General features: G+C 59.2%; 22 protein-coding genes and 1 pseudogene. 6 read left to right on the forward strand and 17 right to left on the reverse strand.

The features are described 5' to 3' along the window. Positions 1-102 precede the first annotated feature (102 nt). The 4 genes from dnaA to mutM form a co-directional block, all read right to left on the reverse strand. Positions 103-1,689 carry a chromosomal replication initiator protein DnaA gene (gene dnaA / locus G3A56_RS09845; RefSeq protein WP_003493475.1) on the reverse strand — a complete coding sequence of 529 codons (1,587 nt, stop codon included), beginning with the start codon at positions 1,687-1,689 and terminating at the stop codon, positions 103-105. Positions 1,690-2,433: 744 nt separating this feature from the next. Further along, positions 2,434-2,700 (reverse strand): 30S ribosomal protein S20, encoded by a 267-nt coding sequence (rpsT, locus tag G3A56_RS09850; RefSeq protein ID WP_003493474.1) that lies wholly within the window; start codon positions 2,698-2,700, stop codon positions 2,434-2,436. Between the two features lie 195 nt (positions 2,701-2,895). Next, a complete protein-coding gene (locus tag G3A56_RS09855; RefSeq protein ID WP_003493473.1) occupies positions 2,896-3,669 on the reverse strand; it encodes an enoyl-CoA hydratase in 774 nt (257 codons plus the stop codon). Positions 3,670-3,702: 33 nt separating this feature from the next. Beyond that, positions 3,703-4,605, reverse strand: a complete 903-nt coding sequence (mutM, locus tag G3A56_RS09860) for a bifunctional DNA-formamidopyrimidine glycosylase/DNA-(apurinic or apyrimidinic site) lyase (protein ID WP_082183567.1) — start codon at positions 4,603-4,605, stop codon at positions 3,703-3,705. A 143-nt stretch (positions 4,606-4,748) separates the two neighbouring features. On the opposite strand from mutM, the gene ubiE reads away from it, so the two are divergent. The 3 genes from ubiE (at position 4,749) to olsE (ending at position 8,527) form a co-directional block, all read left to right on the forward strand. Continuing rightward, the gene (gene ubiE / locus G3A56_RS09865; protein ID WP_082183566.1) at positions 4,749-5,525 is read left to right on the forward strand and encodes a bifunctional demethylmenaquinone methyltransferase/2-methoxy-6-polyprenyl-1,4-benzoquinol methylase UbiE; all 777 of its coding nucleotides are present in this window, start codon (positions 4,749-4,751) and stop codon (positions 5,523-5,525) included. 36 nt (positions 5,526-5,561) lie between these two features. Next, a complete protein-coding gene (gene ubiB, locus G3A56_RS09870) occupies positions 5,562-7,136 on the forward strand; it encodes a 2-polyprenylphenol 6-hydroxylase (protein WP_082183564.1) in 1,575 nt (524 codons plus the stop codon). Positions 7,137-7,612: 476 nt separating this feature from the next. After that, entirely contained in the window at positions 7,613-8,527 is a 915-nt protein-coding gene (gene olsE / locus G3A56_RS09875; RefSeq protein WP_082184572.1) for an ornithine lipid hydroxylase OlsE, read from the forward strand. 9 nt (positions 8,528-8,536) lie between these two features. On the opposite strand, the gene G3A56_RS09880 is transcribed toward olsE, so the two are convergent. The 3 genes from G3A56_RS09880 to G3A56_RS09890 all read right to left on the reverse strand — a co-directional run bounded on the left by G3A56_RS09880 (position 8,537) and on the right by G3A56_RS09890 (position 11,866). Next, positions 8,537-8,911, reverse strand: coding sequence for an MmcQ/YjbR family DNA-binding protein (locus tag G3A56_RS09880; RefSeq protein WP_082183562.1), 375 nt, complete (start codon positions 8,909-8,911; stop codon positions 8,537-8,539). Further along, the gene (gene coaBC, locus G3A56_RS09885; RefSeq protein WP_082183560.1) at positions 8,908-10,113 is read right to left on the reverse strand and encodes a bifunctional phosphopantothenoylcysteine decarboxylase/phosphopantothenate--cysteine ligase CoaBC; all 1,206 of its coding nucleotides are present in this window, start codon (positions 10,111-10,113) and stop codon (positions 8,908-8,910) included. Before coaBC ends, G3A56_RS09880 begins: the two co-directional genes overlap by 4 nt. A gap of 169 nt (positions 10,114-10,282) precedes the next feature. Continuing rightward, entirely contained in the window at positions 10,283-11,866 is a 1,584-nt protein-coding gene (locus G3A56_RS09890; RefSeq protein WP_082183559.1) for a peptide chain release factor 3, read from the reverse strand. 90 nt (positions 11,867-11,956) lie between these two features. On the opposite strand from G3A56_RS09890, the pseudogene dut reads away from it, so the two are divergent. From dut to cysK, 3 genes and pseudogenes are all read left to right on the forward strand, one after another. After that, positions 11,957-12,426: pseudogene (gene dut, locus G3A56_RS09895) on the forward strand (dUTP diphosphatase). Between the two features lie 281 nt (positions 12,427-12,707). Then, positions 12,708-13,325 (forward strand): LysE family translocator, encoded by a 618-nt coding sequence (locus G3A56_RS09900; protein ID WP_003493463.1) that lies wholly within the window; start codon positions 12,708-12,710, stop codon positions 13,323-13,325. A 155-nt stretch (positions 13,326-13,480) separates the two neighbouring features. After that, on the forward strand, positions 13,481-14,449 hold the full coding sequence (cysK, locus tag G3A56_RS09905; RefSeq protein WP_082183558.1) for a cysteine synthase A: 969 nt from the start codon (positions 13,481-13,483) through the stop codon (positions 14,447-14,449). A 115-nt stretch (positions 14,450-14,564) separates the two neighbouring features. Here the strand turns inward: cysK and G3A56_RS09910 are convergent, their stop codons facing one another. From G3A56_RS09910 to rsmI, 10 genes are all read right to left on the reverse strand, one after another. Next, the gene (locus G3A56_RS09910; RefSeq protein WP_082183557.1) at positions 14,565-16,097 is read right to left on the reverse strand and encodes a YifB family Mg chelatase-like AAA ATPase; all 1,533 of its coding nucleotides are present in this window, start codon (positions 16,095-16,097) and stop codon (positions 14,565-14,567) included. A gap of 185 nt (positions 16,098-16,282) precedes the next feature. Next, a complete protein-coding gene (gshB, locus tag G3A56_RS09915; RefSeq protein ID WP_035241497.1) occupies positions 16,283-17,242 on the reverse strand; it encodes a glutathione synthase in 960 nt (319 codons plus the stop codon). Between the two features lie 242 nt (positions 17,243-17,484). Continuing rightward, the gene (locus tag G3A56_RS09920) at positions 17,485-17,997 is read right to left on the reverse strand and encodes a cupin domain-containing protein (RefSeq protein WP_003493456.1); all 513 of its coding nucleotides are present in this window, start codon (positions 17,995-17,997) and stop codon (positions 17,485-17,487) included. Between the two features lie 110 nt (positions 17,998-18,107). Then, the gene (locus G3A56_RS09925) at positions 18,108-19,208 is read right to left on the reverse strand and encodes a sn-glycerol-3-phosphate import ATP-binding protein UgpC (RefSeq protein WP_003493454.1); all 1,101 of its coding nucleotides are present in this window, start codon (positions 19,206-19,208) and stop codon (positions 18,108-18,110) included. 10 nt (positions 19,209-19,218) lie between these two features. Next, positions 19,219-20,061 carry a sn-glycerol-3-phosphate ABC transporter permease UgpE gene (ugpE, locus tag G3A56_RS09930; RefSeq protein WP_035241493.1) on the reverse strand — a complete coding sequence of 281 codons (843 nt, stop codon included), beginning with the start codon at positions 20,059-20,061 and terminating at the stop codon, positions 19,219-19,221. An 11-nt stretch (positions 20,062-20,072) separates the two neighbouring features. Further along, the gene (locus G3A56_RS09935) at positions 20,073-21,047 is read right to left on the reverse strand and encodes an ABC transporter permease subunit (protein ID WP_175414386.1); all 975 of its coding nucleotides are present in this window, start codon (positions 21,045-21,047) and stop codon (positions 20,073-20,075) included. 83 nt (positions 21,048-21,130) lie between these two features. Then, positions 21,131-22,429, reverse strand: coding sequence for an extracellular solute-binding protein (locus tag G3A56_RS09940; protein WP_082183556.1), 1,299 nt, complete (start codon positions 22,427-22,429; stop codon positions 21,131-21,133). Positions 22,430-22,561: 132 nt separating this feature from the next. After that, the gene (locus G3A56_RS09945; RefSeq protein WP_082183554.1) at positions 22,562-23,122 is read right to left on the reverse strand and encodes a sugar O-acetyltransferase; all 561 of its coding nucleotides are present in this window, start codon (positions 23,120-23,122) and stop codon (positions 22,562-22,564) included. A 14-nt stretch (positions 23,123-23,136) separates the two neighbouring features. Next, entirely contained in the window at positions 23,137-23,505 is a 369-nt protein-coding gene (locus tag G3A56_RS09950; protein ID WP_003493443.1) for a YraN family protein, read from the reverse strand. Next, positions 23,495-24,436 carry a 16S rRNA (cytidine(1402)-2'-O)-methyltransferase gene (rsmI, locus tag G3A56_RS09955; protein WP_082183553.1) on the reverse strand — a complete coding sequence of 314 codons (942 nt, stop codon included), beginning with the start codon at positions 24,434-24,436 and terminating at the stop codon, positions 23,495-23,497. Before rsmI ends, G3A56_RS09950 begins: the two co-directional genes overlap by 11 nt. Positions 24,437-24,665 lie beyond the last annotated feature (229 nt).

Here is a 24,665-nt window from a genome sequence, read left to right on the forward strand (position 1 = left end):
ACTTTCCGAAACGTGGCTGGATCCTCGGGATGAGCCCGAGGATGACGTCGCCTATTGCGGGATGATGGCCAACGGATTGAAGCGGCCCGAAGGCCGCTTTTATTATGCGTTGTTCTCGTTGATCAGGCGCTTCAGCAACTCAACCTCATGGCCGAGCTTGGTGTCGCCGGAAATCAATTCCTCGATCTTGCGCACCGCGTGGAGAACCGTGGTGTGGTCGCGACCGCCGAAACGGCGACCGATCTCGGGGAAAGAACGCGGCGTCAGCATCTTGGCCAGATACATGGCGATCTGGCGCGGCTTGACGATGACGCGGGTACGACGGTTGGACACCAGTTCCTGCCGCGACACATTATAGTGCTTCGCGACGATGCGCTGAATATCCTCAATACGCACGCGTTTGGCCTCACCGCTTCCAACGAGGTGCGACAGCAGTTCATCGACACGGTCAACCGAGAGGTTCGGCTCGAATGAGCGACGGAACATCAGCTGGTTGAAGGCGCCTTCAAGCTCACGCCCGCTTGCCGTCACGCTTTTGGCAACGTGGGTCAGGATTTCGTCCGAAATCTCGAAAGACGGATCGTCCTGACGCGCCGAACCCATGCGACGGTTGAGCATTTCGTAGCGCATGTCGTAATCGGGACCTTCGATCTCGATCGCCATGCCGCCCTGAAGACGCGAACGGACACGCGGATCGAGCGATTCCAGCTCCCACGGTGCACGGTCAGCCGCCACCACGACCTGCTTGGCGCTGTCGAGCAGCATGTTCAGCAGGTGGCAGAATTCGTGCTGGATCATCTTGCCCTGCAGGAACTGCATGTCGTCGATGACGAGCAGGTCGATATTGCGCAGCGTGTCCTTCAGCGTCAGCGCATCATTATCGCGGATCGCGGTTGCGAAACGCCACATGAAATATTCGGCCGTCAGATAGACCACGCGCGGGTTGCGCGGGCTGTCGATGGCGGCGTTCGCAATCGCCTGCAGAAGGTGCGTCTTGCCAAGGCCGACGCCCGCATGGATGAACAGCGGATTGAAGCGCACGGCACCGGCACCCGCTTCCGCGATCGTCTTTGCCGCCGCAAGGGCTACCCGGTTGGACGAGCCTTCGACAAAGGTGTCGAAGGTGAAGCGTGTATCAAGCGGCGAACCGAACAGCGGACCGGAGCTTCCCTGACGCAGGGTTGTCTGGGCCGCCGCAGGCTGTGCGGACGGCGTTGTCGCGGGCTGCGACGGAATGAAGGACTTATTGCGAACCGTGCCTACGTCCTGCACGGGCTGCGCCCTCTCCTCGACCTGCGCGGGACGGACCGGGCGGCTGGCGGAGCGGACAAGAATTTCCACCTTCAGCACATCCGGGTCCTCGCTCTGCACGAGGTTGGTGATCAGATCCATATAACGGTTGTTGATCCAGGACTTCAGAAAGGTCGTCGGAACGGTAAAACGGACGACGCTTTTCGAAACGGAATGGAGTTTGAGCCTTGCAAACCAACTTGCATAGACCTCGGGACCAACCTGTGCCTTAAGCCGCGCGCTAAAACGTTCAAACAGCGCATCGTGCTTCATTGCCGATTTGTCCCCTGCCGCATCTGAGCAAGCTGCATCACGACCCTTCGGTGCGCGGTCCCCATCAGCCACCGCACCCATCGCCAAATTCAATTGCATATTGCCGCCTTTCAAATTGCCAATCATAGCCTGACGACCAGAAATCGATCGCCAGAGATCCCCCTCGTATTATTCTTGCCTCCAGCGCTCCCCTCGAAAGAACGTCAAAGGCTTCTACTCGTTTGCGAGCCGGTTATCCCATTTCCCTCCCCCTCATGGAGAGGCCTGCGACACGCTAAAGACGCTCCTTTCGCTACAACCTAAAGGCGCACTCTTGAGGACAAAAAGCTCCCGCCCGTTCCGAGACCGAAACGGCACAAAAAGCTCCATGACCTGAGAAAACGGACCTCGAAAGACCCGCCAGCAAGAAGGTGAATACCGTCGATGTGATCATCACGATAATCTGTGGACTGAGATCCGCACCCCTTGTTGAAATGCATTTAGGCAGGATCGTGGGGAGAGATCAATGGCGTTTTTTCTGCAAAAACTCAGATCGGCCATTGACTCGCATAGGCCGTTTTGCATCACCGGCAAGGTCCGAAGCAGAATCGCTTATGAATCAATGAGATTCAATTTTGGCATTTTTTGAGAGGCGATTTTGGCAAAAAAATAAAAATCTTCTTGACTCAAAACTCGTCGGGACTTCCGTAGAGAAAGCTTCCCATTTCCGGAGATACCTCCAGCAAGCCATTGTTTTTGCTAAATATTTCCTGTCGTCCATCTGACACGCGTTTGTCACGTTACGGCAGGAATGATTAACAGGCGGTTAGAATCACAAAAAGCCCGGTCAGAAGACCAGGCTTTTAGAATAATTATTTGTGATTAGCCGGATTAGGCGGAAAGGGCCTTAACGCGCTGTGCGAGACGCGACACCTTGCGAGATGCGGTGTTGCCATGCAGAACGCCACGGGTGGCGGCGCGCTGGATCTCGGGCTGAGCTGCCTTCAGAGCTTCGGTGGCTACTGCCAGATCGCCCGAAGCAATCGCTTCCTCGACCTTGCGGATGAAGCCGCGAACGCGCGAACGGCGAGCCTTGTTGACTGCGGTACGGCGAGCGATCTTGCGGGTCGCCTTTTTCGCCGAAGTTGTATTGGCCATGTATGCCTCTCTTCGAATTCAAACCAAATTCCGCAACCAGAGGATCGGGTCGTTCGACGACCTCACGTAACCCAAGAATGCGGGAGTAATTTCGGACAAGCCGGATGGCTTTCCTTAACCGTGGGCGGGCATATACCGCTAAAGCTTACGCCCGTCAACGCGCAAAACGCTTAAAAGCGCCGATATTCCGAATCCTTAGCGATTCCGGAAAGCGGGTTTGCGCTTTTCGACGAAGGCCGCCATGCCCTCCTTCTGATCCGCCGTTGCAAAGAGCGACTGGAAGGATCGTCTTTCATATCTGAGCCCCTCCGCCAGAGGGACCTCGAAGGACCGATTGACGCTTTCCTTGGCCATGAGGACGGAAGCGCGCGACAGCGAGGCGATGCGTGTCGCAGCCTCCACCGCCTCATCCATGAGATTTGCGGCCGGCACGATCCGCGATACGAGACCGGCGCGCTCCGCCTCCGCCGCATCCATCATGCGGCCGGTCAGAACCAGATCCATGGCCTTCGCCTTGCCCACGGCCCTCGTCAGCCGCTGCGAGCCGCCCATGCCGGGAATGACGCCGAGCGTGATTTCCGGCTGGCCGAATTTCGCCGTGTCCGAAGCAATGATGAAATCGCACATCATTGCCAGCTCGCAGCCGCCGCCGAGCGCAAAGCCGGAGACTGCTGCGATGACCGGCTTGCGGGTCGATGCGACCTCTTCCCAGCCGCCAAGGAAGTCGCCGACATAGGCATCGACAAAATCCAGCCCCTGCATTTCCTTGATGTCGGCGCCGGCGGCAAATGCCTTTTCCGATCCGGTGATGATGATCGCACCGATGGAATCGTCAGCGGAAAAAGAGGAAAGAATGTGCCGCAGTTCTTTCAGAAGCACCGAATTGAGAGCGTTGAGCGCCTTGGGGCGGTTGAGCGTGATGATGCCCACCTCATCGCGTTTCTCCACCAGTATCGTTTCATAGTCCACGGCAGTCTCCCTCTCTCCGTTATTCCGGCTCCGTCATTTCTGGCAGGCGGCGCAATAAAAGGTGGAACGACCGGCCTGTACCACTCTTTCAACCGTACCCCCGCAGCCGGGTGTCCGGCAAGGCTGGCCTTCCTGATCGTAGACCGAAAAGGAATGCTGGAAATAACCGAGCGTTCCGTCCGTCTGTATATGGTCGCGCAGGGAAGAGCCGCCGGCGGCAATCGCATCCGCAATAACATCGCGGATTTTCTCAGTGAGATCGATAAGCTGCGGTTTCGGCTTGCCGGTTTTCGTCACCAGCGTTCCTGCCGCTCGCAAAGGTGAGAGGTGGGCGCGCCACAGCGCCTCGCAGACATAGATATTGCCGAGGCCGGCAATGATCTTCTGATCCAGCAGCGCGCTCTTCAAAGGCTGGCTTTTGCCCTCAAACCGGCTCGCCAGATAATCGGCGCTCAGTGCGTTGCCTGTCGGCTCCGGGCCGAGCTCCGCAAAGGCCGGGTAAAGGTCGAGCTTGTTGCGCTCGACAAGATGCATGAAACCGAAGCGGCGCGGATCGTTATAGATGACGCAGACGCGCGCTTCTCCCTTGTCGAGATGAAAGACGACATGGTCATGCTTGCCGTCTTTCGAACGGGCATAATGAAACGCGCCGGGCGCGTCCCTGTCACCGACCCCATCGACCTCCGGCTCAATACGAAATGAGCCGGACATACCCAGATGAGCGACGATGGTCAGCCCGTCCTCCAGTTCGATCAAAAGATATTTCGCCCGGCGCCCGAGCGATACGATTGTCTTGCCTTCGATCAGTGCCGCGAAATCCTCCGGAAATGGAAAGCGCAAATCGGGACGGCCGAGATGGAGCCTGCGGATGCTTGCACCTTCCATGGCGGGTGCAAGGCCGCGTCTGACGGTTTCGACTTCTGGCAATTCTGGCATCTGGCTTATCCGGCAGTTTATCGTTAGGACCATGTGGTCTATACAATGCACGCGAAATGTCGCGCCCAGGCGATGCGGCAACAGATAGCGTCGCCATGGCGTTTCCGCTATGGTCCGCCACGCAATTAATATGGAGACAGACTATGACCGACGCCCGTACCACTGCCCAAGGCGGCATGGAAACGTCCTATGGCTTCCACAAGGTGGACGAAGGCAAAAAGCAGGGGCTGGTCAACGACGTCTTCCATAAGGTCGCCAAGCGCTACGACATCATGAACGACGTGATGTCGGCCGGTCTGCACCGGCTGTGGAAGGACGCCATGGTCTCCTCGCTTTCGCCGCGCAAGGATGCCTCCTACAAGGTTCTGGACGTGGCGGGCGGCACCGGCGATATCGCCTTCCGCATCGTCGAAGCCTCCAATCGTCTGGCGCATGCCACCGTTCTCGACATTAACGGCTCGATGCTGGCCGTTGGCGAGGAGCGTGCGGCGAAACGAAAGCTTTCCGACAATCTGACCTTCGTTGAGGCCAATGCCGAGGAGCTGCCCTTCGAGGCAAACACATTCGATGCCTATACGGTCGCATTCGGCATTCGTAACGTGCCGCGCATCGATGTGGCGCTGAAAGAGGCTCACCGTGTGCTCAAGCGTGGCGGGCGGCTGCTGGTGCTGGAGTTTTCCGAAGTGGAAATGCCGCTGCTCGACCGCGTTTATGATGCGTGGTCGTTCAACGCCATTCCGCAATTCGGCAAGATGATCACCGGCGATGCCGAGCCCTATCAATATCTGGTCGAGTCGATCCGCAAATTCCCCAATCAGGAGGATTTCGCGACGATGATCCGCACCGCCGGTTTTTCCCGCGTGACCTATACGAATTACACCGGCGGCATCGCCGCCCTGCATTCCGGCTGGAAGCTTTAAGACCATGGCCGGCAAGAGCAGGAGACAGGCATAAGCATGAGCACTTTGGGCGCATATTTCCGCCTCGCAAGGGTTGGCTGGGTTCTCGTGCGCGAAGGCGTCGTGCTGGCCTTGCCCTCCGATGACCTGCCTGCTTCCGCACAGGTGCTGAAAGCGCTGCTGAAACCCTTCGCCCGCAGTAAGGCCAAGCGGGCGCAGCGCAGCGACCGGCTGGCCACGGCTGTCGAGCGGCTTGGCCCGTCCTATGTGAAGATGGGACAGTTTCTGGCGACACGGCCGGATGTCGTCGGCGCCGACTTTGCCGACGACCTCGCAAGCCTTCAGGACCGCATGGCATTTTTCCCCGCAGCCGCGGCGAAGGCCAATATCGAAGGTTCGCTCGGACGCCCGGTTTCAGAGCTCTACAAGGAATTCGGCGATCCGATCGCCGCCGCTTCCATCGCCCAGGTTCACCCGGCCATGGTGGATACGCCGAAAGGGCCGCGCAAGGTCGCCGTCAAGGTCATACGCCCCGGTGTGCGCCAGCGTTTCCAGAACGATCTCGAGGCGATGTATCTGATCGCCGACCTGCAACAGCGTTTCGTGCGCTCCGCCCGTCGCCTGCGCCCGGTTGAAGTCACGCGCACGCTGGAACAGACCACCAAGATCGAGATGGATCTGCGGCTTGAGGCCGCCGCGCTTTCGGAACTTGCGGAAAACACCAGGGACGATCCCGGGTTCCGCGTTCCCGAGGTCGACTGGGAACGCACCGGCCGCGATGTCGTCACCATGGAATGGATCGACGGCGTCAAAATGTCTGACATCGAGGGGCTGAAGGCCGCCGGTCACGACCTGAACCAGCTTGCCGATACGCTGATCCAGTCTTTCCTGCGCCACACGCTGCGCGACGGTTTTTTCCACGCCGACATGCATCCCGGTAATCTTTTCGTCGATGCGCAGGGCGAGATCGTCGCCGTAGACATGGGCATTGCCGGACGCCTCGGCAAAAAGGAACGCCGCTTCCTCGCCGAAATCCTCTACGGCTTCATCACCCGCGATTACATGCGCGTGGCGGAAGTGCATTTCGAGGCCGGTTATGTGCCGGGTCATCACGATAAAGCCAGCTTCGCCCAGGCGATCCGCGCCATTGGCGAGCCGATCCACGGCCAGCCGGCCGAGACGATCTCCATGGGCAAGCTTTTGACGCTGCTGTTCGAAGTAACCGAACTCTTCGACATGGAAACGCGCCCGGAACTGGTGATGCTGCAAAAGACCATGGTGGTGGTGGAAGGCGTGTCCCGCATGCTCAATCCGCGTTTCAACATGTGGAAGGCGGCCGATCCGGTCGTCAGCGGCTGGATCAGGGACAATCTCGGCCCGAAACGCATCGTCACCGATCTGAAGGACGGCGTGAAGGCGGCTCTCAAGCTTGCCGAGGCGGCACCCGAGATCGCGGCCAAGACGGAGAAGCTGCATTCCGATCTGATGTATATGAGCGAGAATGGCCTGCGTTTCGACGCCCAGACGGCGGAAGCAATCGGCAAGGCGGAAGCGCGCCATACAAAATGGGGCCGCGCAGCACTCTGGGTGATAGCCCTGACGCTTCTCTATATTGCCATCCGAATCAGTTAAGACATATGGGAGTTTGGAAATGCCGGTTTGCGGTGGGCACATCACCGGCCGGGAACCGCCTGGCAAGCCGATGAGACGACCGCATGCCATGTTCATGCAATCTAATGAGGAATAGTGGCCTGATCCTTTAAACGAAACAGGTGACTGATGCGATTGCTCACATTTCTGATCGGTTCGCTATTCTTCAGTCTTCAGCCGGCCCTGGTGCCGGAGGCAGTGGCGGAACACAGGGTTTACGATCCCTGCACGGACGGCAGCATAAGCGATGGGAAGCCACGCAGCTGCAGCGAGTTGAAACGGGAACTGCGGCGCAGCGACAGGTACGGGCGCAGGGAGTGGGAATATTATCGGCCGATGCGGCCAGAGCGCATCGATCCATGCACGGACGGGCGCTTCAGCGACGGGCAACCGCGATCCTGCGAGGAGCTGCGCCGCTGGTTGGATGTTAGATGATTGCCGGACGGGAATTGAGATTCATGGCAAAAACTCAGGCAATGAAACAGGCCCTTACCTACGCTTCGTGGCCGATGGTGTTTTTCTCCGGCCTCGCCGGCTCCTATTTCGCCTTCACCAGCAACCATCCGATAACGGGGTTCCTCGTCGTCTACGCCTGTGCGGTCACGGCCCTGTTTCTTCTTGAACGCTACATCCCTTATGAGGTCGAATGGCTTGAGGGTGACGGTGAGACCGCAACCAGCATTGGCCACACACTTTTGACCAAGGGTCTTGTCCAGCTTGCCGCCGTTGCGGGGGCGATCTTTCCAATGGTTACCGCCAATGTGCTGCAACCGCTTGCAGCCATGCGGTTCGACATGTGGCCGTCCGATCTGCCGATGGTGGTTCAGGTCGCGCTTGCGGTCACCATCGCCGAATTCGGCCTCTACTGGGCTCACCGCATCGCGCATGAAACCGTGTTCTTCTGGCGTTTCCATGCCCTGCACCACAGCGTTGTGCGGCTGTGGGTGGTCAATACGGGCCGCTTTCATGTGGCGGACTCGCTTTTCAAAATCGCGCTCAGCCAGATACCGCTCTATTTCATGGGCGCACCTTTGCAGGTTTTCTGGTGGCTTGGGGCCGTTACCGCCTTCATCGGCATTCTGACCCATTGCAATGTCGATATGAAAACCGGCCTGCTCGACTACGTGTTCAGCACGCCGCGGCTGCACCGGTGGCACCATTCAAAGCAGCTTCCGGAAGGCAACACCAATTACGGCGAGAATCTCGTCATTTTCGATGTGATCTTCGGCTCCTACCACAATCCGGATCGGCCCTCTTCCACCGATATCGGCATCAAGGGTGAGATCGCGAAGGGGTTTGTGCCGCAGCTTTTGCAACCCTTCACCAAGGAAGGCGTCCGCCAGATCATCGGCAAGGACAAGAAGGTCAACTGAAACGAAAAACTATATCGTGGGCGCAGTGTCGATCACTATGCCCAGCTCGCCCCGCAGCTTCTTCGTCAGGCCGGCTGCGACAAGTTCGTAGGAGCGGCGTATATAATGCTCCAGCTCTTCCCGCTCCAGCGGCGAATGGTCGGCAATCGACACCCATTTGCGTTTGGCGAAATAGGGCGCCTGACCGATGCCTTCCAGTGAGGTGAGGATTTCGAAGCTTTCCTCCGAACATTTCACCACAAGCCGCCAGTCTACACGCTCTCCCAGCACCGCAAAGACCTTGTCTCCGACCTTGGCGACATGGGAATCCCATTGATCGACAAAACGCACGCCCGGCCATTCGCCGAGCACCCGGTCGAAGGTCTTTTGATCGAACAGGCTCATGCCAGTTTCTCCGCGATGAGGGCCGCAAGACGTTTTGCAACCTCGACCTTGTCCAGATCCGGCCACGCCTCAACACCCGCGGCCGAAATGATCTTCACGCTGTTACGGTCTCCGCCCATGATGCCGGTTTCGGCGGATACATCGTTGGCGACGATATAATCCGCCCCCTTACGTTCCAGCTTGGCTCGACCGTTCTTCTCGACATCCTGCGTTTCGGCGGCGAAACCCACCACAAGCTTTGGGCGCTTTTCATGGTGGCCAACGGTTTTGAGAATATCGGGGTTTTCCGTCAGTTGCAGCGCCGGTGGGGCATCACCCGGCTGTTTCTTGATCTTCTGTTCCGACGCGCCTGCCACCCGCCAGTCGGCGACGGCGGCGACCATGACGGCAATATCTGCCGGCAGCCTCGAAATCACCGCATCGCGCATTTCTTCAGCACGCTCGACATGGATCGTCGTGACCCCGGCCGGATCGGCAATGGTGACAGGCCCCGAAACCAACGTGACCTCCGCCCCAAGCTCCGCTAGAGCCGCCGCGATGGCGTGGCCCTGCTTGCCGGAGGAGCGGTTGGCGATGTAACGCACCGGATCGATCGGTTCATGGGTGGGGCCGGAGGTGACGATGGCGGTTCTGCCCTTCAGAGGCTTCGGGCCGCCATCCAGCAGCGCCGCCACGGCTTCGACAATCTGCAACGGCTCCGCCATGCGGCCAAGACCCGCCTCGCCCTTTTCCGCCATCTCACCCGCCATGGGGCCGATGAAAAACAAGCCGTCTTTCTTCAGCGTTTCGACATTGCGCGCTGTCGGCCTGGCAGACCACATTTTCGGGTTCATTGCGGGTGCGATCAGCACCTTGCGATCAGTCGCCAGAAGGATCGTGGAGGCAAGATCGTCAGCCAGCCCATGCGCCATCTTCGCCATCAGATCGGCAGTGGCGGGTGCTACCAGCACGAGGTCGCAGTCGCGCGCAAGCCGGATATGCCCGACATCCTGCTCGTCCTGCCGGGAAAAAAGCTCGGTGAAAACATGGGTGGCGGACAGTGCGCCGACCGCAAGCGACGTGACGAATTCCTGTGCGCCCTTCGTCATCACAGGCGTCACCTTCGCGCCGCGCTCTTTCAGGCGGCGGATGAGATCAAGGCTCTTATAGGCCGCGATGCCGCCGGAGATGATGAGAAGAATATGTTTGCCTGAAAGCGTCATGATGCCGGACCAGTTTCCCGTTTAACGGGGAAACTAGAGCATTTCCGGTGAAGAATCACCTTCAATGCTCTATCTCTTTGTTTTTCCGCATTTCCGGACGGAAAACCGCTGCGCACTTTTCCTGAAAATGCTTCAGGCCCTTGGCATTCAAAGTGCAATCCGGCTGATATCACGCCGCCTTGGCGACGTGATATTCCTTGATCGCGACCATCTTGATCGCCGGAAAACGCTCGGACTCATAGCGGAGCGAGAAAGCATCCTGCGCCAGAAACACCGGATCGCCATCCAGATCGCGGGCGATATCGCCGCGTTTGACATTGAGGAACTTGTCCATTTCCGCCGGCTGATCGGAGGAAATCCAGCGGCAGACGGAAAAGCGCGACATTTCGAAGGAGACCGGCAGGCCATATTCGCCCATCAGACGCTCCTTCAACACGTCGAGCTGCAGCGCGCCGACAACGCCGACGATGGCAGGCGAGCCGTCTTCCGGCGAGAAGAGCTGCACGACGCCCTCTTCCGCCATCTGCTGCAGGGCTTCCTTCAGCTTCTTGGCCTTCATGGCGTCTTCGAGACGCACACGCCGCAGGATTTCCGGCGAGAAGTTCGGTACGCCCTGGAAGACGAGGTTTTCACCCTCGGTCAGCGTATCGCCGATGCGCAGCGTGCCATGGTTGGGAATGCCGACCACGTCGCCCGCAAAGGCCGTATCGGCCAGCTGGCGCTGCGAGGCGAAGAAGAATTGCGGCGCGGTGAGCCCCATCTGCTTGCCGGTGCGGGACAACCTCGCCTTCATGCCGCGCTCCAGCTTGCCGGAGCAGATGCGGGCAAAGGCGATGCGGTCGCGGTGGTTGGGGTCCATATTGGCCTGAATCTTGAAGACGAAGGCCGTCATCTTGTCTTCCGCCGCATGCACGGTGCGGGTATCCGCCACCTGATCGCGCGGCGGAGGGGCGAAATCACCAAGCGCGTTGATGAGGTCGCGCACGCCGAAATTGCGCAGCGCCGAGCCGAAAAAAACCGGCGTCATGTGACCTTCGAGAAATGCCTGACGGTCGAAGGGGCGGCAGGCTTCCAGCGCCAGTTCGGTTTCCTCGACAAATACCTTGCGTTCGTTTTCCGGCAGACGATCGGCAACAGCCTGAGGGCCGTTGACCGCCAGGCCATCCACCTGCGTGTCGTTGCCACGAAAGGTGTTTTCAGCAAGATTGTAAGCGCCACAAAAGCTTTTCGCCCGCCCGACCGGCCAGGTGATCGGCGCAGTATCCAGCGCCAGCTTCTCTTCCACCTCATCCAGAATCTCGAAGGGATCGCGGCTTTCGCGGTCCATCTTGTTGATGAAGGTGATGATCGGAATATCGCGCATGCGGCAGACTTCGAAGAGCTTCAGCGTCCGCGGCTCGATACCCTTGGCGGCATCGATGACCATGATCGCCGCATCCACCGCCGTCAGGGTGCGGTAGGTGTCGTCGGCGAAGTCCTCGTGGCCGGGCGTATCGAGAATGTTGAAGACGCGGTCGTTATATTCGAAGGTCATGACCGAGGTGACGACCGAAATGCCGCGCTCACGCTCGATCTTCATCCAGTCCGAACGGGTCTGGATGCGATCCTTCTTCGCCTTCACCTCACCGGCAAGCTGGATCGCTCCGCCGAACAGCAGCAGTTTTTCCGTAAGCGTGGTCTTACCCGCGTCCGGGTGCGCAATAATAGCAAAGGTGCGGCGGCGGGAGACCGCCTCGGCAAGTGTTTCGGCCATCTGACAAATCCTGTGGAATTGCGGGGTATCTAGCGTTTCAGGCCCGCTTTTGCAATTGACCTTGCCGCGATCTCGGCAAACTAATGCCGGATGACCGTTCAAAATGACAATCGCCCCCTCCTCCGGCTCGTCCGTCTCGCCAATGGCGCAGACCTCGAATTGCCCTCCTATGAAACCCGTGGCGCCGCCGGCATGGACCTGCGCGCCGCCGTGCCAGCAGGTGAACCGCTGACCTTGCGACCGGGCGAGCGCGCGCTGGTGCCAACGGGTTTCATCTTCGAGGTTCCTCAAGGCTATGAGGCGCAGATCCGTCCGCGCTCCGGCCTCGCCATCAAGAACGGTATTACCTGCCTCAACTCCCCCGGCACGGTGGACAGCGACTATCGCGGCGAGGTGAAGGTTATTCTCGCCAATCTGGGCAGGACGATTTCGTGATCGAACGCGGCATGCGCATCGCGCAGATGGTGATCGCTCCCGTAACGCAGGTTGTCGTCAGTGAAGTGACTGAAACCTCCGAGACTGCACGCGGTGCCGGCGGTTTTGGTTCGACAGGTCTATGAGACCACAGGCGCAGTAAGAATCGGCTCATCGCCACCCTCATTCCTGTGCTTGTCACAGGAATCTAGCCAGCCCAAGTCCTTGGGCTGAAACGAGTCTTACGCGCCGCGCAGACACGCGTCGGCTGGATTCCTGTGACAAGCACAGGAATGAGGGCTGATGGAGCTCAGGCAGATGAAATCTTGTCTCGTCCACCCTGCTTCAACCGATGCTCCCGCATGATGCGATTGTTTTCACCCGGCAATTTCGCTATTGATCTAGCGGATTTCCGGGAAAGACGATCATGACGCTGACGACCCTGCTTGCCTATGCCACCGCCCTCTTCATCGCCGCCGCCATTCCTGGTCCCGGCATGACGGCAATCGTGGCGCGGGCGCTGGGATCGGGCTTCCGGGAAACCTTCTTCATGGGCCTCGGGCTGGTGCTGGGCGACATGATCTACCTGACCGGCGTGATATTGGGCCTCGCCTTTGTGGCGCAGACCTTTCAGGAAGCCTTCATGATCCTGAAATTTGCTGGCGCGGCCTATCTGCTTTACATCGCCTGGAAGCTCTGGACCGCCGGCCTTTTGCCGCAGGACCTGAAGGCGAAAAAAAGCACCAGCATACCCATGTCGTTCCTGTCCGGCCTTTTGATCACGCTCGGCAATCCGAAAACCATGCTGTTCTACGTGGCGCTGGTGCCGACGTTGATCGACATTCGCATGATCGGCCCTTCGGAATATGCGACACTTCTGGCGCTTACTTTCCTCGTCCTGATGGCGGTTCTGCTGCCTTACATTCTGCTTGCAGCCAAGGCACGTAACCTGCTTAAACGGCCGAGCGCCCTGACGATCCTCAACCGCACGGCGGCGGGCATTCTGGCCGGAACGGCAACCATGATCGCGATCCGCAGCACGTGAAATAAAATCATGCATTTGACTGCTTTATCGTGAAATTTTTCCGGTAAACCGGCCACATAAGGATGAACGTTCGCTAGCTTGACGCGGCGATTGCTCCTATTCTGCCGCTCAAATCTTGCGGTCACCGTCGCGTGGCCTTCATACAGGAGAGCATCATGCCCGAAGCCAGAAAGCCCGGACGCGGACGCGTCTATTCCTCCATCACGGAAACGATCGGTGACACGCCGATCGTGCGGCTGGACAAGCTGGCGAAAGAAAAGGGTGTGAAGGCCAACCTTCTCGCCAAGCTGGAGTTTTTCAACCCCATCGCTTCCGTGAAGGATCGCATCGGCGTCGCCATGATCGACGCGCTGGAAGCGCAGGGTAAGATCACCCCCGGCAAGACGACGCTGGTGGAACCAACCTCCGGCAATACCGGCATCGCGCTTGCCTTTGCCGCCGCAGCCAAGGGCTACCACCTGATCCTGACCATGCCGGAAACCATGTCGGTTGAACGCCGGAAAATGCTCGCCCTGCTGGGCGCCGAACTGGTGCTGACCGAAGGACCGAAGGGCATGAAGGGCGCAATCGCCAAGGCGCAGGAACTGGCCGAAACCCTGCCCGACGCCGTCATTCCCCAGCAGTTTGAAAACCCCGCCAATCCGGATATTCACCGCAGGACGACGGCCGAGGAAATCTGGAACGATACCGATGGCTCGGTCGATATTCTCGTCTCCGGCATCGGTACGGGCGGCACGATCACCGGCACGGGCCAAGTGTTGAAATCCCGCAAGCCGGAAGTAAAGGTCATTGCGGTCGAACCCGCCGACAGCCCTGTGCTTTCCGGCGGCAACCCCGGCCCCCACAAGATCCAGGGCATCGGCGCAGGCTTTGCCCCCGCGATCCTCGACACCGGCATTTATGACGAGATCGTCACCGTCACCAATGACGAGGCTTTCGAAATTGCCCGTCTGGTGGCGAAGCTGGAAGGCGTACCCGTCGGCATCTCCTCAGGTGCGGCACTGGCAGCGGCAATCAAAGTCGGCGCGCGTGAGGAAAATACCGGCAAGAACATCGTCGTCATCATTCCTTCCTTTGCGGAACGTTATCTTTCGACAGCGCTTTTCGAAGGCCTTGGACTCTAAGTCGTCCTCTTCAGGCACGGCGGCGACACCGCTGAAGCGTTAGATATTACGACGATGCCGCCGCCCACAAGCCGGCGGCATTTTCGTTCAGCCGGCAAAGGGCGGGGGCAATTTCTTACGCCGCCGCCGTCAGCCTTTCGCCGGCTATACGATAAGAAATGGCTTCCGCCACGTGGATACGCCCGACCGTCTGCCTGCCCTCCAGATCTGCCAGCGTCCGGGCGACCTTGAGGATGCGGTGATAACCACGAGCAGAGAACTTCAGCCGCTCGGCCGCATCACGCAGCAATTGCAGCCCGGAAGCATCCGGCTCGGCATATTTTTCGATCAGCGTTGTGCTGCAGCGGGCATTGGTGCGGATGGCGGAAAAGCTGGCCGCCGCGTAACGCTCCTGCTGGGCGAGGCGAGCCCCAGCGACACGGGCAGCGACCACCGCACTCGGCTCTGCAGCCACGGGGCGGATGAGATCGACGGCAGAGACGGCGGGAACGTCGATGCGGATATCGATACGGTCCATCAGCGGGCCGGAAATGCGGCCCTGATAATCGGTCATGCAGCGCGGACCTCGGGCGCAGGTGAAACCCGGTTCTCCCGCCATTCCACATTTACAAGGGTTCATCGCCGCGACAAGCTGGATTTCCGCCGGATAGGTAACGCGGTGATTGGCACGGGCAATGATGCATTCACCCGTCTCCAGCGGCTGGCGCAACGCATCCAGCACCTGCGGCGCAAACTCCGGAAATTCGTCGAGAAAAAGAACGCCGTGATGGGCAAGAGAGGCCTCGCCCGGTTTGGCACGCAAGCCTCCACCGATCAGCGCCGCCATGGTGGCGGAATGGTGCGGTGTGCGAAAGGGTCTACGATCCGACAGTTTGCCACCGGATAATTGGCCGGCGATGGAATGAACCATGGACACTTCCAGCAACTCCGCCGCCTCCAGCGGCGGCAGTATTGACGGCAGGCGCGCGGCGAGCATGGATTTGCCCGAGCCCGGCGGACCGACCATGAGCAGATTATGGCCGCCGGCCGCCGCTACCTCCAGCGCGCGCCTCGCACTCTCCTGCCCCTTGATATCGGCAAGATCAGGCAGATTGACGGGATTGGCCCGGATGGCCGGCGTCGGGCGGGAAAGAAGCTGGGTGCCGCGAAAATGATTGGCGAGCGCAATGAGGCTGCGCGGGGCGAGGATATCGATACCGGCTCCGGCCCAGGCTGCCTCCGGCCCGCTTTCGGCCGGGCAGATCAGTCCCTTGCCAAGTGCATTGGCGCCGATGGCCGCGGGCAGAGCGCCCGAAACCATTCCGATGGTGCCATCAAGATTGAGTTCGCCGAGAACCACATATTTTGCCAGTGCTTCCGCCGGAATGGCCCCTAAAGCGGCCATGAGACCCAAAGCGATGGGAAGATCGAAATGCGACCCCTCCTTCGGCAAGTCGGCAGGGGCCAGGTTGACCGTAACTTTTTTTGCCGGCAGCGCCAGACCCGAGGCATGCAGGGCGGCCTGCACTCGCTCCCGGCTTTCGGCCACCGCCTTGTCCGGCAGGCCAACGATCTGGATGCCGACCCTTCCGGGTGCGACCATGACCTGCACCTCGACCGGCACACCTTCTATGCCCTGAAATGCAACCGTATTGACCCGCGCCACCATGGCCTGCCCCCGCAAACCGGCCGCACCATCGGAGCTTCATGCCCCATGGCGGCCACCCGCAAGCAACGTGCCACAGCGCAAAGAATAAAACAAGAACATACAGCGAACAATTTCTCGCAGGCGATGTATTTTAGTTGTATCGAGTTGTATGCGTGGAACAAACCGGAGACGGCTGGGAAATCGCCTCAGATATCCTGCGCTTCGCGTTTTTTCTCGATGGCGTCCCAAAGCAGGCTCGCAACATCGGCGCCGCCGAATTTCTGCACTTCGCGAATACCTGTCGGTGAGGTGACGTTGATTTCGGTCATATAATCACCGATCACATCAATGCCGACGAACAGAAACCCACGCTCGCGCAGGGCGGGACCGATGCGGCGGCAGATTTCCTTTTCGCGCGCTGTCAGTTCCGTCGGTTCCGGCCGGCCTCCGGCATGCATGTTGGAGCGGGCATCGTTTTCCGCCGGCACGCGGTTGATCGCGCCCACCGGCTCGCCATCCACCAGGAGGATACGCTTGTCGCCCTTGCGGACATCCGGAAGATATTGCTGGGCGATATATGGCTCGCGGAACATCTGGCCGAACATTTCGAGCAGCGAGGAGAAATTGCGGTCGTCCCGCGTCGAATGGAAAACGCCGGCGCCGCCATTACCATATAGCGGCTTGAGGATGATATCGCCCATCTCATTGCGGAACCGGGCGATCTCGGCCACGTCCTTGGTGATCAGCGTCTTCGGCATCAGATCGGCGAATTCGGTGACGAAAATCTTTTCCGGCGAGTTGCGGACCCAGGCGGGATCATTGACCACCAGCGTTCTGGGATGAATGCGCTCCAGCAAGTGGGTTGAAGTTATATAGGCCATGTCGAATGGCGGATCCTGGCGCAGATGGATGACATCCATGGTCGAGAGGTCGACCCGCTCGGGCTCGGACAGCGAGAAATGGTCGCCCTTGATATCGCGCAGTTCCATCTGTTCGACGGTGGCGTAAATCTTGCCATCGCGCATGGAGAGACGGTCGGGGGTGTAATGGAACAGCCGGTAACCGCGGGCCTGCGCCTCAAGGCTCATGGCGAAGGTGGAGTCACCGGCAATGTTGATGCCGGAGACATGATCCATCTGGATCGCGACGTTTTTGATCTTCGCCATGCGCATGTTCCTCTTGCAGCATGCGGACGCCTTGCCGGTCCGCTCTGCCCATTGCCTCGTCTTTTCCCGATTCCCGGCAGGACCGGAGGAGACCCGGAAATGCTTCAGAAAACCCTGAAGATGTAGGGCAGCGACCATTCAAACGCAACTGCTGCGAGGGGTGCTTTTTGTGAGTTTTATTGAACCTTCATAATTCAGCCGACGGAGCCTGATGGGCCTATCGGCTGGAAGGTTTTATCGTTTCAGGCCGCAAGCTTGTAGGAGCGACCGGCAAACAGCTTGTTCTTGACCCGATACGCCAGAGCCAACGCCGTGGGGAACGGGCGGCGCATGAAGGCGACCTTGCGGACATATTCATCCACCCGCCAGGTGGCCCACGTTCCCGCACGGAAATATGCGACATCGCCGACCCGCAGGATGCTGATCGAGCCGTCTTCCGCCGTCACATGCACTTCGCCTTCGAGAATATAAACGGTCTCGTCCCAACCGAAGAACCAGCGGAATTCACCCGCCGTGCAATCCCACATGGCGGTGCTGGAGGCGCGGTCACCGCTTCTGGAATGGTCCGCCGCACGCGCCTGGGGATTACCAGAAATGATCCAGTCAGGATTGATGGGGGCCGGCTGAAGCCGCAGATCCGTGCACGATGCGCTGACGACACTCTCGTCTTTTGCCCGGCGCAAGGAGGCCGGCAATATCGGCACCGAGCGGATCGCCATGGTTGCCGCCGTCGCGAACATCATTTTGAAGGACATGCCAGAAAACCCCCGTGAGATATTGGAGGTCTTCTATCACCGGGATCCTAACAAACCGGTTTGGACAATCGGCGCAATTTTAATCATCGCGCCGATTTCGTTCGCAATACTCAGGCGGTCGCCAGTTCGGACGCCTGCATCACGGACTGCTCCACCTTGCCGGAAATCCGCTTGCCGGTCTCGCTGGAGAAGAAATGCAGCTTGTCCGGGGATATGGCGACCGACAGGGTAGCCGGAACCTCAACCTCGGGCGAAAACGCCACAGTGAGGTTCTGATCGCCGATCATACCGTGGATGAGACGCTGGGAGCCGAGCTCCTCGATGTAATCGACGCGCAGCACGAAGCCCTGCTCGCCTTCTGCGGCCAGGCGGAAATCTTCCGCCCGCATGCCGACCGTGACCGGACCGGAGGTCGGCGCGAAACCGCCAAGCGAGACCAGCGACGGCCCGATGGCGAGGCCATCCCCGTGCAGTTCGCCGTTCAGCAGGTTCATGGCGGGAGAGCCGATGAAGCTCGCGACGAAGGTGGAGGCAGGAGTGTGATAGACCTCGAGCGGCGCGCCGATCTGTTCGATGCGGCCACCATTCAGCACCACCAGGCGATCAGCCAGGGTCATGGCCTCCAGCTGGTCGTGGGTGACATAGATGGAGGTCGTACCAAGACGCTTCTGCAGGCGCTTGATCTCGCCGCGCATGGAAACGCGCAGCTTGGCGTCAAGGTTGGACAGGGGCTCGTCGAACAGGAAGGCCGCCGGTTTGCGCACGATGGCGCGGCCCATGGCCACACGCTGCCGCTGACCACCGGACAGAGCACGCGGCTTGCGCTCCAGATAGGGTTCGAGCTGCAGCATGCGGGCAGCCTCCGCCACGCGCGCATCGATCTCCGCCTTTGGCGTCTTGCGGTTCTTCAACCCGTATTCCAGGTTCTGCCGCACCGACATATGCGGATAAAGCGCATAGTTCTGGAACACCATGGCGATATCCCGGTCAGCCGGATCGACCTGGTTGACCAGGCGGTCACCGATCTTCACCGTGCCTTCGGAGATGTCCTCAAGGCCGGCAACCATGCGCAGCAGCGTGGACTTGCCGCAGCCGGAGGGGCCGACGAGCACGATGAATTCACCGTCCCTGATGTCGATATCGACGTGATGCACGGCGCGCACGCCGCCATGATAATCCTTGCAGACCTGACTGATTTCTATCGCGGCCATTTCGGTCTCCTTATTTGTCGCTCTCGGTGAGGCCCTTGATGAACCAGCGCTGGAAGATCACGACGATCAACACAGGCGGCAGCATGGCCAGAACGGCAAGCGCGAAAGCTTCGTTATAATCGGGAATTTGTGAACCGACCCAGACCTGCAGGATCGACTTGATGCCACGCATCAGGGTGAAGAAACTCTCATCCGTCGTCATCAGCATGGGCCAGAGATACTGGTTCCAGCCGTAAACGAACATGATGATGAAGATCGCCGCCATCATGGTGCGGGAAAGCGGGATGATCACATCGATGAAGAATTTCACCGGACCCGCGCCGTCTATGCGGGCCGCCTCCAGCAATTCCTCCGGGATGGATTTGAAGAACTGCCTGAAATAGAAGGTGCCTGTCGCAGACGCCAGAAGCGGTACGATGAGCCCGGTATAGGAGTTCAGGAGCCCGAGTTTGCTCATCACCTCGTAGGACGGCATGATGCGCACTTCGAGCGGCAGAAGCAGCGTGGTGAAAATGATCCAGAAGGCGAGCGTCGCAAACCGGAAGCGGAAGTAGACGATCGCATAGGCCGCCGTCATCGACAGGACGATCTTGCCGACGGCAAAACCGATACCGAGGATCAGCGAATTGAGCACCATGTTGAGGCCGGTGATCTGCCCGGTGAAACCGCCCTTCTGCGTCAGAACCTTCTCATAGGTTTCAACGAAATTATCGCCGGGAAGGATTGCCAGACCGCTGCGGTGAATTTCCGCAGCGGTGTGGGTTGACGTCATGAATGCCACGACGACCGGCAAGATCAGGAACAGCGCGCCGATGATCAGCACCAGATGATCGAGGGGTTTTGTCTTGTACATCGTCTTTTCCCTCAATTGTAATGGATGCGCTTCTCGATGAAGCGGAACTGGATGATGGTGAGGACGAAGACGACCAGCATCAGGATGACGGACTGGGCCGACGAACCGCCGATGTCATTGCCGCGGAAACCGTCGAGAAACACCTTGTAGACCAGGGTGATCGGGTTGTTGGCCGCCTTATCCTTTACCATCACGTCGATGACACCGAACGTATCGAACAGGGAATAGGTGATGTTGATGATGAGCAGGAAGAAGGCTGTGGGTGCCAGCAACGGCATGATGACCGTCCAGAACCGGCGAAAACCCGAGCGGCAGTCGATGGCGGCGGCTTCACGCACGGCGACGGAGACACCCTGCAAGCCGGACAGGAAGAAGATGAAATTGTAAGGAATCTGCTTCCAGACAGCGACGACCACCATAGCGAAAGCCGTATCGAAATAATTGAGTCCGACTTTCATGTCCCAACCGAGCATCGCGGCCATCTTGACGAAAGGTCCGATGTGCTGGTCGAAGAACATCATGCCGATGAGGCCAGCGACCGGCGGTGCGATGGCATAGACGGAAATAAGCACCGTCTTGTAGGTCGAACTGCCGCGAATGACGGCATCGGCCTTGACGGCGAGCAGCAGGCCAAGCGCCAGCGAGAAGAAGGTCACCAGCACGGTGAAGATGACCGTGAACTTGGCGATGCTGAGATATTCCGGATTGAATATCGCGTCCGAATAATTGGCGAACCCGACAAAAGAGGCGCCGAAGCCGAAGGGGTCTTCAATATAGAACGATGAATGCACGGCCTGAACGGAAGGCCAGTAAAAGAAGATGAAAATCACCGCCAGTTGCGGCGCCAGAAACAGATAGGGCACGAAGGACGAGGAGAACTGCACGCGCTTCATGCCGGCTTCGGCGGCGCTGACGGGTTTTCCAGCCTTTGCGGACCGGCCGGACAAAAACCGGGCCAGACGCGGTTGAGACGATGTATAGGCCACGCTTGCGCCTCCTTATCCAGAAGCGAGCCTCCCTTCCGTTGGAAAGGAGGCTCGACAACGATCATTGGTTTCGAAAAGATCGATCAGCCGGCCGTCTTGGCGAAACGGGCCAGAAGGTCATTGCCTTCCTTCTCGATGATGTCGAAGGCGTCCTTCGGCGTGACTTCGCCGGAGAAGATGCGGTTGTATTCACGTTCCATAATGGCGCGGATCTGCGGGTAGAAACCGAGACGGTAACCCTTGGACCATTCGCCGCCCGGCAGCGACAGCTGCTGGATACCAACTTCGGCAATCGGCTTTTCCTTGTAGAAACCTTCAGCCTTGGCCTTTTCGTAAGCGGCCTTGGTGATGGCGACGTAACCGGTTGCCTTGTGGTAGAAGACCTGGATTTCCGGCGAGGTCAGGAACTGGAAGAAGTCAGCCACGCACTTGTTTTCGGCTTCAGACTTGCCCGACATTGCGAAGAGAGCTGCACCGCCGATGAACGAGTTGGTGCCGGCACCCTTGATGGAGCCCCAGTAGGGAAGGAAGGTTGCCGAGAACGGCATGGTCGCCGTCTTCTGCAGGCCGCCGAACGAACCCGAAGAACCGATCCAGAAAGCAACCTTGCCTTCTTCGAAGGGCTTCTGGTTGTCGTTCCAGCCGGCGCCGTAATAAGCGAACAGGCCCTTGTCCTTCCAGTCCTTCAGCTTGTCGAACATCATGACGAGGTTCGGGTCGGTGACCTTGAGCTTGGTGTCGGCAACGCTGTCGTAACCGTTATTGTTGGTTGCGAACTGGATGTTGTTGCGGGAGAAGAAGTTCTCCGTGAACTGCCAGGTGAGCTGCGACTGGACGAGCGGGATGTAACCGGCTTCCTTCAGCTTCGGCGCAACCTGCTCGAATTCTTCCCAGGTCTTCGGAGCCTCGACGCCGGCCTTTTTCAGGGCTTCGTCGTTAACGTACATGATCGGCGCGGAAGAGTTGAACGGCATGCCGACGAACTTGCCGTCAGCGGCAGCGTAGAAATAACGCACACCGTTGATGAAGGCGTCACGGTCGAACTTGTAACCGGCCTTGTTGATGAGGTCTTCAGCAGGAATGACAGCGCCCTTGGCGTTGATGATGGTGGCAGCGCCAGCATCGAAAACCTGGAGGATGTTCGGCTGTTCGCCCGAACGGAAGGCGGCAATGCCGCTTGCCAGCGCTTCTTCGTAGGAGCCCTTGGAAACTGGCGTCAGCGCGCATTCCTTCTGGGCTTCGTTGAACTTCTGGGCAACTTCGTTGATGACTTCGCCGTTGCGGCCGCCCATGCCGTGCCACCAGGTGATGTTGGTCGCCGCCATGGAAGATGTAGCCGAAATGCTGACGGCCACCGCGGCCATGGAAATCTTCTTCAACATAATTTTGTCCTCTCCGCCAGTTAGTGGGGTGAGGATGCGAATAGAGACGTTCCATGACGCCTCTTTAACAGTTTGATGTCAGATTTGTTACAGCGCCTGCGAATGGAGGCCGCTCCCTCAAAAACGCATGCCTCACGGGTCCCTGCGCTTTATCGGACGGGCCGGATTTCCCAGCACGGTCGTGCCCGGCAGCACATCCCTGGTTACCACCGAACCCGCGCCGACGATCGCACCATCGCCAATGGTGATACCGGCCAGAAGGATCGCCGCACCGCCGATCCAGACATCACGGCCGATCGTCACCGGCTTTGCGATTTCAATGCCCTGCGAACGCGGAACCGAGTCCAGATGGTGCTCGGCGCAATAGATCTGCACGGCGGGTCCCAGCATCGAGCCATCGCCTATCGACACCTTTGCGGAATCCAGGATCGTGCAGCCGGTATTGAGATAGACGTTTTTACCAAGGGTGATGTTGAAGCCGTAGGCACAATGAAAAGGCGCTTCAATAAATACCCCTTCCCCGCTGGCGACGAAAAGCGCCCCAAGCAATGGCGCCATGGCTCCGCGCTCATCCGGCGGCATGGTATTATGCTGGTGAACCGCACGCCGGGCACGGGAACGCAGCACATCCAGCTCGGCATCCATGCAGCTGTACCATTCGCCTGCGGCCATTTTTTCCCGCTCGGTCGGCATAGTGTTTCTCCCCTTCAAAATGCGTCGATGAAATGCTTAGGCAGGCGTCGCGGCAGAACGGCGACGATATCGAAACGCAGCGAAAATCGCCCTGCATCCCTGCGCCGGGACAGCCAGAGATCGGCCGCCGCCCGGATGCGCTGCTGCGAACGCCAGCCGACGGCGTCGACGGCGCCTTCGCCTGATGATCGTGCCTTGACCTCGACGATGGCGATGACATCCCTCTTGCGGGCGATGAGATCGATTTCTCCGAGCCGGGTACGGTATCGAATGGCGAGGATGCGATAGCCTCTCAACAGCAGATAGAGCGCGGCCCAATATTCCGCAGCATGGCCGCGTCGCTCGGCCTTTCGTCTCTTGTTGTTTCGCCCGTCAGCGGCCATCCGCGTCCTTCATATCCAGCAGCCGCTGATAAAGCTCCTTGCGCGGCAGGCCTGTCAGTTTCGACGCCTCTGCAGCGGCCTTGGCAGCAGGCATCGTCGTGACGAGATCCTTCAACAGCTTCTCGACGTCCTCGATATCGGGAATTTCATCATAGGAGGGGGGCTCCACCAGAAGCACGATCTCGCCCTTCACCACGCGGTCGCCATCGTAATAATCCGCAAGTTCGCCCAGCGTGCCGCGACGGAACTCCTCGAAAGTCTTGGTCAGCTCGCGGCAAACCACGGCGCGACGGTCGCGGCCGAGCACTTCCGACGCCACCTTCAAAGAGGTGCCGATGCGGCGCGGCGATTCAAAGAAGATCAGGGTGGCCGGGATTTTCGCAAGTTCGGCAAAACGGTCGCGCTTGCCGCGATCCTTCACCGGCAGGAAGCCCGCGAACAGAAAGGCGTCGCTCGGCATGCCCGACCCGACAAGGGCGGCAAGCGGTGCCGACGCGCCCGGCACAGGAACGACGCGATGGCCGGCCTCAAGCGCAAGCTGACCCAGGCGATAACCGGGATCGGAGACAAGCGGCGTTCCGGCATCCGACACCAGCGCCACGGACTTTCCAGCCTCAAGCGCCGCGATGAGCTTGGGACCAGCCTCGTTTGCATTATGCTCGTGATAGGCGAGCGGGCGCGTGCGAATGCCGTAACGTTCGAGCAGGATGCGGGTGACGCGGGTATCCTCGCAGGCGAGAACATCGGCGGATGCCAGTGTTTCCAGGGCCCTGATGGTGATGTCACCCAGATTGCCGATGGGTGTGGCGACGAGATAAAGCGCCGGTTCCAGCGGCCGTGCCGGAATAGAGGCAGTGCCGATCCTGAAGCCCTTTATTGCCTGTCCTGCGTCGCTGTTCGTTGTTTCTTCCGTCACACGGCTTCCAATCATTCCGGCCGATCATTCCCGGCCATCGCTCCATTTTGCCCCTTTATGGGCAATAGAAAAGCGGCGAACAAGGTCCACGGGCGGCCATAGCCTGTGGATCATGCTGTATAGCAGCAAAATGACCGGCGGCAGATGCACTCGGCTCTTGCATTTTCTGCAATAACTCTGCCATTTTGCCCGTCCACATTATCCGGCTTTTGGGCCGGTCAAGACTCTTCTTATCGATCCGGCG

It is taken from the genome of Rhizobium oryzihabitans (assembly GCF_010669145.1).
In the GTDB taxonomy this organism is placed as follows: Bacteria; Pseudomonadota; Alphaproteobacteria; order Rhizobiales; family Rhizobiaceae; genus Agrobacterium; species Agrobacterium oryzihabitans.

Excerpts from the sequence above, each read along its gene's own strand:
- dnaA (WP_003493475.1), bottom strand. The coding sequence starts at position 1,689 with ATGATTGGCAATTTGAAAGGCGGCAATATGCAATTGAATTTGGCGATG.
- rpsT (WP_003493474.1), bottom strand. The coding sequence starts at position 2,700 with ATGGCCAATACAACTTCGGCGAAAAAGGCGACCCGCAAGATCGCTCGC.
- mutM (WP_082183567.1), bottom strand. The coding sequence starts at position 4,605 with ATGCCAGAATTGCCAGAAGTCGAAACCGTCAGACGCGGCCTTGCACCC.
- ubiE (WP_082183566.1), top strand. The coding sequence starts at position 4,749 with ATGACCGACGCCCGTACCACTGCCCAAGGCGGCATGGAAACGTCCTAT.
- ubiB (WP_082183564.1), top strand. The coding sequence starts at position 5,562 with ATGAGCACTTTGGGCGCATATTTCCGCCTCGCAAGGGTTGGCTGGGTT.
- olsE (WP_082184572.1), top strand. The coding sequence starts at position 7,613 with ATGGCAAAAACTCAGGCAATGAAACAGGCCCTTACCTACGCTTCGTGG.
- G3A56_RS09880 (WP_082183562.1), bottom strand. The coding sequence starts at position 8,911 with ATGAGCCTGTTCGATCAAAAGACCTTCGACCGGGTGCTCGGCGAATGG.
- coaBC (WP_082183560.1), bottom strand. The coding sequence starts at position 10,113 with ATGACGCTTTCAGGCAAACATATTCTTCTCATCATCTCCGGCGGCATC.
- G3A56_RS09890 (WP_082183559.1), bottom strand. The coding sequence starts at position 11,866 with ATGGCCGAAACACTTGCCGAGGCGGTCTCCCGCCGCCGCACCTTTGCT.
- G3A56_RS09900 (WP_003493463.1), top strand. The coding sequence starts at position 12,708 with ATGACGCTGACGACCCTGCTTGCCTATGCCACCGCCCTCTTCATCGCC.
- cysK (WP_082183558.1), top strand. The coding sequence starts at position 13,481 with ATGCCCGAAGCCAGAAAGCCCGGACGCGGACGCGTCTATTCCTCCATC.
- G3A56_RS09910 (WP_082183557.1), bottom strand. The coding sequence starts at position 16,097 with ATGGTGGCGCGGGTCAATACGGTTGCATTTCAGGGCATAGAAGGTGTG.
- gshB (WP_035241497.1), bottom strand. The coding sequence starts at position 17,242 with ATGGCGAAGATCAAAAACGTCGCGATCCAGATGGATCATGTCTCCGGC.
- G3A56_RS09920 (WP_003493456.1), bottom strand. The coding sequence starts at position 17,997 with ATGTCCTTCAAAATGATGTTCGCGACGGCGGCAACCATGGCGATCCGC.
- G3A56_RS09925 (WP_003493454.1), bottom strand. The coding sequence starts at position 19,208 with ATGGCCGCGATAGAAATCAGTCAGGTCTGCAAGGATTATCATGGCGGC.
- ugpE (WP_035241493.1), bottom strand. The coding sequence starts at position 20,061 with ATGTACAAGACAAAACCCCTCGATCATCTGGTGCTGATCATCGGCGCG.
- G3A56_RS09940 (WP_082183556.1), bottom strand. The coding sequence starts at position 22,429 with ATGTTGAAGAAGATTTCCATGGCCGCGGTGGCCGTCAGCATTTCGGCT.
- G3A56_RS09945 (WP_082183554.1), bottom strand. The coding sequence starts at position 23,122 with ATGCCGACCGAGCGGGAAAAAATGGCCGCAGGCGAATGGTACAGCTGC.
- G3A56_RS09950 (WP_003493443.1), bottom strand. The coding sequence starts at position 23,505 with ATGGCCGCTGACGGGCGAAACAACAAGAGACGAAAGGCCGAGCGACGC.
- rsmI (WP_082183553.1), bottom strand. The coding sequence starts at position 24,436 with ATGATTGGAAGCCGTGTGACGGAAGAAACAACGAACAGCGACGCAGGA.